12 protein-coding genes and 2 pseudogenes are annotated in these 12443 nt (G+C 70.5%); 11 read left to right on the top strand and 3 right to left on the bottom strand.

Annotated elements, in window-relative coordinates:
* The 3 genes and pseudogenes from LHJ74_RS22490 to LHJ74_RS22500 form a co-directional block, all read left to right on the top strand.
* A pseudogene (locus LHJ74_RS22490) lies at window positions 1-1408 on the top strand (AfsR family transcriptional regulator); the annotation flags it as partial.
* 214 nt (window positions 1409-1622) lie between these two features.
* A complete protein-coding gene (locus LHJ74_RS22495; RefSeq protein ID WP_260219968.1) occupies window positions 1623-1847 on the top strand; it encodes a hypothetical protein in 225 nt (74 codons plus the stop codon).
* Window positions 1848-2053: 206 nt separating this feature from the next.
* On the top strand, window positions 2054-2254 hold the full coding sequence (locus LHJ74_RS22500; RefSeq protein ID WP_260219969.1) for a hypothetical protein: 201 nt from the start codon (window positions 2054-2056) through the stop codon (window positions 2252-2254).
* Window positions 2255-2301: 47 nt separating this feature from the next.
* Here LHJ74_RS22500 and LHJ74_RS22505 read toward each other — a convergent pair.
* Window positions 2302-2646 (bottom strand): annotated as a pseudogene (locus LHJ74_RS22505) (ATP-binding protein); the annotation flags it as partial.
* A 282-nt stretch (window positions 2647-2928) separates the two neighbouring features.
* Between LHJ74_RS22505 and LHJ74_RS22510 the strand changes: the two are divergent.
* The 7 genes from LHJ74_RS22510 to LHJ74_RS22540 all read left to right on the top strand — a co-directional run bounded on the left by LHJ74_RS22510 (window position 2929) and on the right by LHJ74_RS22540 (window position 7490).
* Window positions 2929-3783 (top strand): helix-turn-helix domain-containing protein, encoded by an 855-nt coding sequence (locus tag LHJ74_RS22510; protein WP_260219971.1) that lies wholly within the window; start codon window positions 2929-2931, stop codon window positions 3781-3783.
* A gap of 11 nt (window positions 3784-3794) precedes the next feature.
* Window positions 3795-3992 carry a DUF397 domain-containing protein gene (locus LHJ74_RS22515; protein WP_260219972.1) on the top strand — a complete coding sequence of 66 codons (198 nt, stop codon included), beginning with the start codon at window positions 3795-3797 and terminating at the stop codon, window positions 3990-3992.
* A gap of 11 nt (window positions 3993-4003) precedes the next feature.
* Window positions 4004-4195, top strand: coding sequence for a DUF397 domain-containing protein (locus tag LHJ74_RS22520; protein WP_260219973.1), 192 nt, complete (start codon window positions 4004-4006; stop codon window positions 4193-4195).
* Window positions 4196-4510: 315 nt separating this feature from the next.
* Window positions 4511-5452 carry an alpha/beta fold hydrolase gene (locus LHJ74_RS22525; RefSeq protein WP_260219974.1) on the top strand — a complete coding sequence of 314 codons (942 nt, stop codon included), beginning with the start codon at window positions 4511-4513 and terminating at the stop codon, window positions 5450-5452.
* A 161-nt stretch (window positions 5453-5613) separates the two neighbouring features.
* Entirely contained in the window at window positions 5614-5853 is a 240-nt protein-coding gene (locus LHJ74_RS22530; RefSeq protein ID WP_260219975.1) for an AbrB/MazE/SpoVT family DNA-binding domain-containing protein, read from the top strand.
* Window positions 5846-6253 carry a type II toxin-antitoxin system VapC family toxin gene (locus tag LHJ74_RS22535; RefSeq protein WP_260219976.1) on the top strand — a complete coding sequence of 136 codons (408 nt, stop codon included), beginning with the start codon at window positions 5846-5848 and terminating at the stop codon, window positions 6251-6253. The genes LHJ74_RS22530 and LHJ74_RS22535 overlap by 8 nt, the downstream gene beginning before the upstream one ends.
* Window positions 6254-6383: 130 nt before the next feature.
* Entirely contained in the window at window positions 6384-7490 is a 1107-nt protein-coding gene (locus LHJ74_RS22540) for a hypothetical protein (RefSeq protein WP_260219977.1), read from the top strand.
* A 31-nt stretch (window positions 7491-7521) separates the two neighbouring features.
* Here LHJ74_RS22540 and afsK read toward each other — a convergent pair whose 3' ends face one another.
* Window positions 7522-10320 (bottom strand): protein serine/threonine kinase AfsK, encoded by a 2799-nt coding sequence (gene afsK / locus LHJ74_RS22545; protein WP_260219978.1) that lies wholly within the window; start codon window positions 10318-10320, stop codon window positions 7522-7524.
* Window positions 10321-10705: 385 nt separating this feature from the next.
* On the opposite strand from afsK, the gene LHJ74_RS22550 reads away from it, so the two are divergent.
* Window positions 10706-11353, top strand: coding sequence for a TetR family transcriptional regulator (locus LHJ74_RS22550; protein ID WP_260219979.1), 648 nt, complete (start codon window positions 10706-10708; stop codon window positions 11351-11353).
* Between the two features lie 197 nt (window positions 11354-11550).
* Here LHJ74_RS22550 and LHJ74_RS22555 read toward each other — a convergent pair whose 3' ends face one another.
* Window positions 11551-12420, bottom strand: a complete 870-nt coding sequence (locus tag LHJ74_RS22555; protein WP_375546807.1) for a carbohydrate-binding protein — start codon at window positions 12418-12420, stop codon at window positions 11551-11553.
* Window positions 12421-12443: the final 23 nt, after the last annotated feature.

Here is a 12443-nt window from a genome sequence, read left to right on the forward strand (position 1 = left end):
CCTCGACGAACTCCAGGCAGGCGACCAAGCCGTCAAAGCCACCTTCGAACTCGGCTACAGCCAGCTCGACAAGGACCAGGCCCGCGCCTTCCGCCTCCTCGGCCTCGCCGACGGCCCCGACATCTCCCTCCACGCGGCGGCCTCCATGCTCGACCGCACCCCCGACGAGACCGAGGACCTCCTCGAATCCCTCGTCGACACCTCCCTCCTGGAATCCGCCGCCCCCGGCCGCTACCGTTTCCACGACCTCCTCCGCCTCTTCGCCCGCGCCTGCGCCGAACGCGACGAACAACCCCCGAGCGAACGCGACGCCGCCCTCTCCCGCCTCCTGGACTTCTACCTCGCCACCGCGGCCCGCGTGTACGCCCTGGACCAGCCGGGGGAAAGCCTGGCCGACTACCTGGAGCCGACGACTGCGGAGGGCCTGCACTTCACCGGCCAGAACGAGGCGATCGGCTGGCTGCTGGCCGAGTCCGCCTGCTTCCTGGCCTGCGCCCGCCAACTGACCTCCGGCGCGACGCTCCGCCGCGCCGCCGACCTCCTGATGGCCACCAGCGGCCTCGCCGAGTCGGGCGTGAACATCCGCTCCTACGAACAGGCCGCCACAGCGCTCCTGGAGACCGCGCACGAGGCCCGCGAGCCGCACGCCGAGGCGCGGGTGCGTTCCGTGCTCACGGGCGTCTGCCTGGCCACCGGCCGCTTCGACGAGGCCGACGAGCAGGCCCGCCTGGCCGGACTCCTCGGCCAGTCCGTCGAGGACCCGATCTCCGCCTCCTACTCCCTCAACGACCGCGGCATCGTCGCCAACTACCAGGCCCGGTACACCGACGCGGAGGAATACCTCTCCGAGGCCCTCCTCGCCTTCCGCCACCACGGCAACCCGGTCTCCGAGGCGAGCGCCCTGTGCAACCTCGCGCGCAGCCGCATGGCGCTGGGCCACTACGACAGCGCGATCGGGCTGGCCCGGCAGAGCGTCGTGCTCCAGGAGGCGCACGGGCAGGCCCTGCGCTTGGCCAACTGCAGGTACACCCTCGGCACTGCGCTGGTACAGGCCGGCCGAATCCCCGAAGGGCTCGACGAACTGAATCAAGCGCTGGCCATCTTCCACGAGATCCGTCAGGGCCAGTGGGAGGGCGTCACGCACTTCCGCATCGCCGAGGCCCACTTCTCGGCGCAGCGCCCCGGACAGGCAGCCGCCCATGCGGAACAGGCTCTCGCGCTGCGCGTACTCGGTGGAGAGTGGCGCCGTGCGACGGTCCTGCTGGTGCTCGGCAAGTCCCTGAACGCCCTGGGCCAGACGGACCGCGCACGCGCCATCTGGACGGACGCGCTGGCGGTGTTCGAGCAGTTGGGCTCGTCGGAGACGGACGAGGTACGGGACTTGCTCATGCCGTCCGTCGCAGCCTGAGACAGCACCGGCAGCAAACGTTCATCGATCGTTTATCGGCGACCGGCATGCTCTTCTACATCGACCCGCCGCCTCGGGGGGCAAGCGGATCGATGGGGGGAAAGAAGCCGCTGTCCCAGTAGGGTTGAGCGGCTCTGGAGCGCCCGCCCGGCGGCCCACGGGGGAGCCGCCGGGCGGGCCGTGACAACGCTTGTCTACAAAGGAGTCAGCCACCATGACCGCTCACGAGGAAACGACTGCGACCGAGCCCGACGAGAGCCGCCACGGCACGAGCGAGCCGACGGACATCAGCACGAAGAGCCGCCACGGCACCTCGATTCCGTCCAACCTCAGCACCAAGAGCCGCCACGGCACCTCGATCCCGTCCAACCTGACCTCCGACGAGACCACGGAGGACGGCACCGACAGCCGTCACGGCACGTCGGAGCCTGCCAAATAGAGCCAACACCGCACGGGGGATACATGGGGTCCGGCATCGGCGGCGAAGAGGGGGACCGCCGGAGCCGGGCCCCAATGTGCATGGCAGGAATCTGTCCGAACTTCAGTGCTAAACGGTCGCTTCTCGGCACAGACTGTAAGTAACAGGTCCCACCAAGGCGTTGAGCTGCCACGGCGGGAAGTCCAGTCCCGTACAGAGGAGTTGCCGTGACCCGCCCCAAGAAATTCCTCGTGCTTGCCGCCTTCGGCGCAGGCATTATCGCCGGAGCGGCAGCGCCCGCCCTGGCGCACCATCAGCAGGCACTGGCCCAGGGGAGTTCCCAGGCTTCCACCGAGATCCTGGCGAACCGCCACGGAACCTCAATACCCCTTTCGGGCCCGGATCAGGGCAACCGCCACGGAACCTGATATTCCAGGTGGTCACGGGGCCGAGTCGTCGACTCGGCCCCGCATTGCTATGGCCGGGCGGGGAACGCCACCTCGAACCACACCTCTTTCCCGTCCACGCCGCCCGGCCCGAACGGGGAGCCCCGTACGGTGCCCCACGCGTCGGAGAGCGCCGCGACGAGATGCAGGCCGCGCCCGGACTCGCCGGTATCCACCACGGCCCTTGGCCGTGGCGGCATGCCGCTGCCGTCGTACACGGTGACGCGCACCTCCAGCGCCCCCACGGAGAGCCACAGAAGCGAGCCCCGGCCGGTGGCGTGCACGACCGCGTTGGTCACCACCTCGGACGTGCAGAGGGTGACCGCGTCAACGATGCTTTTCAGCCCCAACGACCGCAGCACGGACGCGACGAAGTGGGCAGCGGCTGCTCATGGGTTCGCCCCTCCGGGGGTTCCGTCGCGGAACGCCACGCGGTGACGGGCCCCTCCCCGGAATGACCGGCCGGTCGTGAAGGGGTGTGCTTCCGACTCACAGGCAGCACACGGGAGTCAGGGCAGCGGGCAGCTGCCGCAACCTCCGCGTGAGAGGTACGTCACGTAGACGTACGGGGCAACCATGCGGTACTGCAACCATGACCCCTGTGCTCGCCCGGACGCTCGCTCCCGTGTGAGGGTGAGACGAACGGAAGGATCACGATGCCGCTGAGGAGTACGCCGACCGCCCGCCAAGAGCGCCTCGGCAGAGAGCTGCGCAGGATGCGCGAGGCCGCAGCGCTGACAGCACGAGACACCGCGAAGCTGCTCGGCGTTGACCCCGCGAAGGTCAGCCACATAGAGGCAGGCCGACTTGGCGTCAGTGAAGCGCGGCTGCGGCGCATCGCCGCATACTACGAATGTGGCGACGTATTTCTGATCGAGGCTCTTGCAGCCATGACGCACGAGCAACGCGGGCAGGGCTGGTGGGAGGCGTATCGCGGCATCCTCCCGGCATCAGTCCGGGACGTATCGGAGATTGAGCATCACGCCACGTGGCTGAACGCCCTCCAAATCACGCATGCGCCAGGCGTCTTGCAGACAGAGGAGTACGCCCGCACCATCTTCGGCTACGTGGTACCTCCCTTGCCCAATGACCAACTGGAGGCGCTCGTACAACATCGCATGGAGCGTCGCGGCATCCTCTTCCGTGAGCGACCACCGACGTACAGAGCCGTCATCCACGAGGCGGCGCTGCGCATGCGTTTCTGCGGTCGCAAAGTGATGCGCAGTCAACTGGAGCACTTGCAGGACATCGGCGAACTGCCGCACGTAGAGGTGCGGGTGATTCCCTTTGAGGCAGAAACCTACATCGGTTCCGGCCACGCCATGCTGCACATGGGCGGCCCTGTTCCGCAGCTCGACACCGTCCAGATCGACAGCGCACAGAGTGTCAGCTTCCTCGATGCCGACGCACAGCTGAAGAAGTTCCGCGCTATCTTCAGCCTCGTCGACGCCGGGGCACTCGACAGGCAGAAGTCACGCGATCTCATCCGGAGCATTGCTCACGGTCTATGAAAGGGATGTCGATGTCGGAACCGACAACCTGGCAGAAGTCCTCTTTCTCACAGGAAGGAGGCGAGTGTGTTGAACTGGCCTCCGTCGGCGGCGCCATGGCACTCCGCGAGAGTGACGACCCCGGTAGCGTTCTCATCAGCGAACACCGCCGCGTCAACGCGCTACTCAGGTGCATAAAGGCAGACCTGGCCTTCCCCCGCCCAAGGTGACCGGAAGACGGATGAACCCACCCCCCAACTGGCAGAAGTCCTCCTTCTCCGGCACGGAAGGCGACTGCATCGAACTCGCCGCCCTTGGCAGCAGTATCGCGGTCCGGGAGAGCGACCGGCCTGCCGAAACACTCGCCACCACGCCCGTCCGCCTCGCGATATTCCTGGCCAAGGTCAAAGCGGGGGCGTTCAACCGGGCGTGACGCGGCCGGCGGACGACGAGCGGGAGGGGACGGGGAGGGGGCGGTTCTTCCGGAACACTCAAGCGTGATGTGCGGCCGCTTGCGGCTCGTACATCATGCCGTTCCGGAAGGACCGTCACCGGACCGGCCCCGCCACCCCACCCACGCCGCCGCCACCCCCACCGTCACGGCCAAGAACGGTTCGAAGTGAGTCCGGCACCCGGGGCGTAATGGCGGGATTTCACGCTATGAAGCTTTATTGTAACTACCCGTGGCGGGCGTGCGGCGCCAGCGGTCCAGCGCAAACGCCCGTACCAACCCATGGGAGGAGCACTCATGCTCACGTCCGAACCCGCCGCCACCGCACACAAGCGCCGGGCTGCGGCGTCACCGCCCGGGCAGGGGGTCATCCCCGAGCAGCTCAGGGGCATGACCTTCGACGGCTACCCCTGCTCGTACCGCCTGCTGCAACACCCCAGCGCGCAGACCGAGCCGTTCGTACTGCTGGGCGGCGCACTCCAGGACAAGTACGCCTGGGTGCCCGGCGAGGGCCCCTTCCGCGCCGTGAGCGACATCATGACGATCGACCTGCCCGGCTGGGGCGACGTCCCCGTGCTCCCCTCCCGCTACGGGTTCGACTTCCTCGCGGACGCCCTGGCGGCGGCCATGGACCACGCGGGCATCGCCAAGGCGAACATCGTCGGCGCGTGCTACGGGGGCCTCATCGGATACATCTTCGCCAAGCGTCACCCCGACCGGGCAGCGAGCCTGGCCATGGTCTCGGCACAGGACGGGCTGTCCGACGAGACGCGGGCGGGTTTCCACCGAGCGATCGACGCGCTGAAGGCGGACGACCTGGACACGTTCCTCCAGATCGTGGTCGACCTCTACCTGCCGCCCTCCGTGACGGCCGCGCACCGCCGCCGCAAGGCCATCGCCCGCGTGCTGCGCGGCCAGATGCGCCAGCTCCCCGCGCGGGCGTTCGACAACTACATCCAGGGCACGCTGCGCCTGCTCGACTTCCGGACGGAGTTCTCGCCGCTCCCCCTCCCGACGCTTGTCGTGAACGGCGAGCAGGACACCTTCACCCCTCCGAGCGGCGGCCGGCGGCTCGCGGACCGCCTGGACGCCTCGTTCGCCCTGATCGACGGCGGCGGGCACATGCTGGGCCTGGAACGGCCGGTGGAGACCACCGAGCGCATCACCTCGTTCATCCTGGGCCGCCAGACGGCCCAGACCCCCCAGCTGCCGTTCAGCCGCGCCCCACACCCCATCTGAGCGCCCGCACCGCCCCATTCACCGCCGAGCGGGATGGTGGCGACGGCCAACGGCCCGCGCGGATCAGGCGGCGTTCACGGGCACGGCGCATACGCGGGGGCATGACCGGGCATCGTAGTAGTATTACGCGTGACACGTAATACTCAAGGAGGCTGCCGGTCATGCTGCTGAACTCCAAGGGACAGGTCACCATCCCCGCTGACCTGCGGGCCAAGCACCACCTTCACGAAGGCGACGAGATCGATGTCATAGAGGTCGATGGCGTGCTGACGATCAACCGTGCGGAACGCGCGGAAAGCCGGGGCCACCGCATGGTGCGTCGACTGCGTGGCAGCGGCACCGACGCCGCTACCGACGGGATGAGTACAGACGAGCTGATGGAGTTCCTGCGCGGTGAGTGACGCCACTCTGATCGACACGTGTGTGCTGCTGGACGTCCTCGGCGAAGATCCGGTGTGGCGCACGTGGTCCGAGCAGGCGCTGGCCGACGCCGCGGATTCGGGTCCCGTGGTGATCAACCCCATCATCTACGCGGAGGTCTCGGTGCGATACGCACGGCTCGAGGATCTTGACGCGGCCCTTCCCCCGCAGGACTTCACCCGCGAGGCGCTTCCTTATCCAGCCGCGTTCCTCGCAGGCAAGGCGTTCGCCCTCTACCGGCGCAGCGGGGGCAGCAAGCGAGCGCCTCTCCCTGACTTCTACATCGGCGCACACGCTTCAGTGGCGGGACACAGTCTGGTCACCCGGGATCAGAGTCGCTATCGGACCTACTTCCCCAAGCTGAAGCTGATCCACCCCTGACTGTCGGGTCCGAACCGTCGGCGGAATCCGCCCACGGATGGCTCCGGTAGCGCCGGGTTTCCCGTCGGCGTAGCGTGAATTGCGGCAATCGCACTGTGCGTACCCGTACGGGAAGCGAGGCGGCACGGCGATGATCAGGAACCTGATCGGCTCCCTGCTGGCCCTCATCGGAGCGGCAGCGGCAGTGTGGAGCCCTTTCCTCTCTTGGTACGGCGCCCGTGACGGGCAGGATTTCCGTCTCGGTGAGCTGTTCACGCCGGACGGGATCAGTGGAGCAGACGCGGGGCTGTGGGGCGGGCTGTTCGTGCCCTTGGCCGCGGCCTCGCTGTTGGCGCTGATCGGTATGGCTCTGCGGTCGGTGCTGCTGGTGGCGCTCGCCGGAGTCGTGGTGCTCGGCTTCACGATCCTCTGGATGGTGCGCCAGGGCCAGGCTGCGGGCAGCCTCACGGCGGGCGGCGAGACGGGCCTCGGCGCGGGTGTGGCGCTGGCACTGGCGGGTGGTCTGGTGATCCTCGTGGGCGCGTCGGCGATGCGGGGCAGGCGCAAGCGGCGCGGACGGCACCGGGTACCCGGCGGTATGGAGGAGCGGGAGTCGCGCTGGGACTCCCGGTCCCACTGGCGCGGGGGCCGTTCCGATACGGCGGCGGGCGCAGGAGCAGCCGCCGCAGGCGGAGCGGCCGCAGTCGGGGCAGCCGCCGCGCACCACGGTGATGCCGCCACGTCCGAGCGGACACCCCCGCCCACCGCCCCACCCCACCCCCACCGCCGCCCCGGAACCCAGCCCGGAACGGAGCCCGGAACCGAGCCCACGCCGACAGCCGTACAGGCGCGCGACCCCCGCGTGGAGGCGCGCGACGCCGGAACCACGGACCTGGAGACGGCCGACGCGGCTGCGGACGCCGAGCCGCATTCGGACGCGGACGCGGGGGCGGAGCCGCCCGTGACGGTCGTGCCCGAAGAGCAGGGCATGCGCCTCGACAACGGACGCAACGTGATCCCGGGCGCGGGCGCCGGCGGGAACGCCGGAAAGGACACCGGCAGGGACACGCGAGCCCAGCCCGCGCGGCATGGCGCCACGGGTGTCACTGCCGGTGCGGAGACCGGCGCGCAGGCGGACGCGGAGACCGACGTTTCGAGGAAGGAGCCGCTGCCCCGTCGGCTGCTGCACCGAGTGCAGCATCTCGGCCATGGCCACGGCCACGGATCCGGCCGTCACGACCACCGCGACGCCGCCTGAGCTGACCTCCCCGCAGCCCGAACGTCGGAGCCTACCCCTGCCGGGACTGCCCCGTGCCCTTGGCCGCATCGAGGGCGTACACGCAACGGTCCTTGCTGCAGGCGTAGATCACGCCGCCCACCGCCACCGGGGAGCCGGTGATCTCACCGCCGGTGGCCAGCTTCCAGCGGAGCTGGCCACCCACCGCGTCCAGCGTGTAGAGGCAGTGGTCGGCGGAACCGAAGTGCACGCGGCCGGCGGCCACCACGGGGGCGCCTATGACGTCGCCGCTCGCCGCGAATCGCCACCGGGGCGTGCCGCTGACCGCGTCCAGCGTGTAGAGCGCCCCGCCGCTGCCGAGGTGGACGAGGCCGTCCACGACGACGACCGGCTCGGTGGAGTGTCGCGACTCCGTGGCGATGCGCCAGCGGTCGTGGCCGTTGACGGCGTCGAGGGCGTAGACCGTGCCGAGGTAGTCGGCGAGGTAGATGCCGCCGCCCGCCACTGCTGGGCCCGGCACGAAGGCCGGGGCGCACAGGAAGGCGGCCGGGGCGTCGAAGCGCCACCGCTCGGCGCCGCTCGCCGCGTCCAGGGCGAAGACGCGCGATCCGGCGCAGATGTAGACCGCGCCGTCGTCCGCGACGGTGAGCCGCACGGGGACGCCGCCGGTGGCGGAGGAGTCGCCGACCGGGTAGGCCCACCGCTCGGTGCCCGTACGCGCCTCCATTGCGTACAGCCGCCCGTCACCCCAGGTGTAGACGGTGCCGTTGTGTATGACGGGCCCGGCCTCCGGGGTTTCGAAGTCGGCCTGTGCCCCCGAGAGCTCCCACAGCCGTTCGCCGGTCGACGCTTCCCATGTCTGTACTCCGCCGCCGCGGGTGCCGGTCACGACGGTGCCCCGGTCGACCTTCAGTGAGTAGACCCAGCCGTCGGTGGCCAGCCGCCAGCGTTCGGAGCCGTCGGCGGCGTCCAGTGCGTACAGACTCGGCCCGTCCGAGGCGTGCACCCGGCCGCCCGAGACGGCCATGGACCAGGCGACCTCGCGGGTCTTGAACTGGCGCCGCCCGGTGGCGACGTCGAGGGCGTGCACCTCGAAGGAGGTGACGTACAGCAGATCGTCGGCGACGACCGGGGTCCCCCACACGTCGTTGGACATCCGGAAGCGCCACGGGCGCCAGCGGGGCGGTGTGCCCCCGTCGGGCGGCGGGACTTGCTGCGCGGAGGGCGGAGCCGGTGGTGCGGCTGGGGTGCCGGGTGCCGGAGGGCGGGGCGGCGGCCCGGCCCTCGACGGCCCCGGGGAGGAGACGGGAGGCGCGGCGTGCGCGGCGTGCCCCGCGTGTGCGGGCGGGCTCGGGGGCGCGGCCGCGTGGGCACCGTGGGCGCCGTTCGGGGGGCGCACCCAGCCGGAGCCGGGGCCGGAAGCCGGGTCGGGCTCCCGGAGGTCGTCCGTCCGGCGCGGGCCGGGGCCGATGGGCACCTTGGCGCCGGGCAGTTGTACGTGCGACCCGTCCGGACCGGGCGCGCTCGGCGGTGCGGCGGGCGGGGAGGCGAGAGAGGCAGCCGGGTACCCGCCGGCGCCCACCGCTGCGGGGCCGCCGGGGCCGGCCGGGATGCTGCCGCGGCCCTCCGGGCGCCAGGCCGTGTCCCAGTCCGAGCTCTCGGCGGCGTTCGCCCCCATGGGGGCGGTGTCGGGTGCGTACGGTGCCCTCACGGGCGGGCCCGCGCCGGTTTCCGGCGGGGACGCGGGCGGCGGGGGCGGGGCGGCGTGCGACGGCGGCGAGGCGTGCGGCTGCGGCATCGCGGCGAGGTCCGGCCCGGCGACGGCGGAGCTCTGTGGCGTGCCGGCCCCGTGCCGGGGCCCGCCTGCCTGGCCCTGCCCCCGGTCGCCCTGGCCTCCCTGACCCTGGACTCCCTGGCCTTGGCCGCCCTGGCCTTGCCCCTGGGGTCGCGGCGTACGCGCTCCGCGCTTGCGCTCGATCAGCGCCACCGCTCCGCTGGGCAGCCAGGCCGAGGCCGTGCCGCTGTCGTCCCCCGCAGAGGAGAAGAGGTGCGGCGCGAGCTGCGTCTGGAGGTCGGCCGGGCTGGGCCGCTCCTCGGCCGCCATGCGCATACAGGAGTCGATCAGCGGGCCCAGGTCCTCCGGCATGCCCGACAGGTCGGGGCCCTCCCGGAGCAGCATGAAGACCGTCTCGACCGGGTTGGCGCCGTGGAAGGGCGCATGGCCGGTGGCGGCGAAGACCAGGGTGGAGGCGAGCGAGAAGATGTCACTCGCACCGGTGACGCTGCGCGAGTCCCGTGCTTGTTCGGGTGACATGTAGGCGGGAGTGCCGACGGCGACGTTGGTCATGGTCAGACGGGTGTTCGAGACCCCGGAGGCGATGCCGAAGTCGATGACGCGCGGGCCGTCCTCGACCACCAGTACGTTCGAGGGCTTGAGGTCGCGGTGGACGAGACCCGCGCCGTGGATCGACTGCAGCGCCTCGGCGATACCGGCGGCCAGCCAGCGGACCGCCTGCACCGGCAGCGGGCCGCACTCATTGACTATCTCCTCCAGCGACGGCGCGGGCACATACGCGGTCGCCAGCCAGGGAACCGCTGCGCGCGCGTCGGCGTCCACGACAGCAGCGGTGTAGAAGCCGCTGACCGCCCGTGCGGCCTCGACCTCCCGCGTGAAGCGCACGCGGAACAGCTGATCCTCGGCGAGTTCGGTCCGCACCGTCTTGATCGCCACCCGTCGGCCCGATGCCGAGCGCGCGAGATAGACCAGCCCCATGCCACCGGCACCGAGACGGCCGAGCACCTCGAACGGCCCGATCCGTCGCGGATCGTGCTGTGTCAGCTGCTCCACCACTTGCCTGCCACCTCCCCGTAGGGGCGTTTGCTTCGTACCCGCCCCGTGCAGCTTCTCACTGCCGTCCAGGACCTGGGCCCGGAGACCGATTCTTCCTGGCTAAGGCGACCGTAGCGAACCCGGGGCAGCGGGGTCGCACCGTGCTGCACTGGGATAACCGGATGGTTCACCAGAAAGCAGACATGTCACTCTTGCCCCGGCTCCCTCCTGACCTGCGCACGGGCATTTCCCCCTCTCTCTTCAGCAGATCTCTCACCGGCCTCTCCCGGCCATCCGGCCTCTCCCGACCCGCTGCACAGAAGGTATCCCCCGCCACTGACAGTCACGGAAACCCGTTTGCATGCGGTCGAATCGCGCACGGATCACCCCTCGGTAAGCTGACGGCATGACAGGACAGGTGCGAACAGTCGACGGCCGCGTAGCCGGGCGCCGCGGTCAGGCGACCCGCCAGAAGCTGCTCGACTGCCTCGGCGAAATGCTCAACTCCTCGCCTTACCGCGATGTCAAGGTCATCGACGTCGCGCGCAAGGCGGGCACGTCTCCCGCGACCTTTTACCAGTACTTCCCCGACGTCGAGGGCGCCGTACTGGAGATCGCCGAGTACATGGCCAAGGAGGCGGCGAGCCTGAACGCGCTCGTCGCGGACCGTTCATGGACGGGCAAGGCCGGTTGGCAGACGGCGGAGGAACTGGTCGACGGTTTCCTGTCGTTCTGGCGCAAGCACGACGCGATCCTGCGCGTCGTCGACCTGGGCGCCGCCGAGGGCGACAAGCGGTTCTACCGGATCCGGATGAAGATCCTCAACGCCGTGGCGGGCTCCCTGACGGAATCCATCAAGGATCTCCAGGGCCGGGGCAAGGTGGACCGCGAGGTCAACCCGGCGGCGATCGCCGGTTCGCTGGCCGCGATGCTCGCCGCTGTCGCCGGGCATCAGAAGGGCTTCCAGAGCTGGGGCGTCAAGCAGTCCGAACTGAAGCCGAACCTGGCGCTGCTGGTGCATCTCGGCGTGACGGGCAAGAAGCCGACTCGCTGACCGGCCGCGGCCAAGCCAAGTCGCGCCGCGCGCGCTCTGGATCGCGCTCGCGCGGAAGCCCACCGGGCGGCGGCCCACACCCGCCGCCCGGTGGGCGAGGGCCCGGTGGGCGCCCCTGTCAACCGCCCCCGGGCCCGGACCTGCTCACCGCGTCACACGTGGCACACGCTGTACACGTGCGGTGCGGATCACAGGTGTCAAAGGCGCCGCCACAACGCCGGTACGTTCGGCGGCTCCCAGCCCGTCGTGGCCTGGTGACCCTGGAGGCACTCGTACTCGGCGCCTCCGTAGGTGACCCGGTCGCCGGGCCGGTAGTCGGCGGACGCGCTCCAGGTGCCGCCCGGAGGCTCGCCCGGATCGCCCCCGCCCTGCTGGATGTTGAGGACGAAGTCGAACGAACCCTGCTTGCCGCCGCCGCCGTCCCGCACGTCCATCAGCAGCGCCGGGTCGAAGATCGTGTCGGTGTTGTTGCGCGGCTCGCCCGGGAAGTAGAGCTGCGTGGTCAGCACCGGCCTGTTGGGCGCCTGGACCTTGACATGCAGATGCCTGGTGCGGCCCGGATAGAGCCCCGGCACATGGGTGGTGAGCTTGAACGCACCCGAGGCGTCGGTGTACTGGTGCCCCCGGTAGCGGTAGCCGATGTTGTCGTACGCGCCCTGCGCGTCGGCCTGCCAGAAGTCCAGCAGGACGTCCGGGATCACCTGGCAGCCCAGGCCGAACACATAGCCGGAGACGGTCAGCAGCGTGCCGCTTCCGGAGCCGGTGAGCGAGCTGCGCCGGGGCGAACCGGGCGTGAAGTACGGGCCTTCCGTCTGCGGCGGTGTCGGATCGTCCCCGTCGTCGCAGTACGGGGTCGGGGTCAGCGGCCTGCCGCTCGCCGCCTTGTCCCGGGCCAGCGCGGTGCCACCGCCGAGGAGTGCCGCCGCCGGGCCGACGGCCAGGGCGGCCTTCAGCACGGACTTGCGGCTGATTCCGCTCTCCGCGTTGCCGGTGCGGTTCGCGGGAGTGCGGCTGTCGGCGGGGGTGGTGCCGTCAGCGGGTGTGTCCGTGGAGTTGTCGCCTTCCACAGTGACTCTCCTTCGCGTCGGGG

This window comes from Streptomyces gossypii, from assembly GCF_025165795.1.
GTDB classification, from domain to species: domain Bacteria; phylum Actinomycetota; class Actinomycetes; order Streptomycetales; family Streptomycetaceae; genus Streptomyces; species Streptomyces gossypii.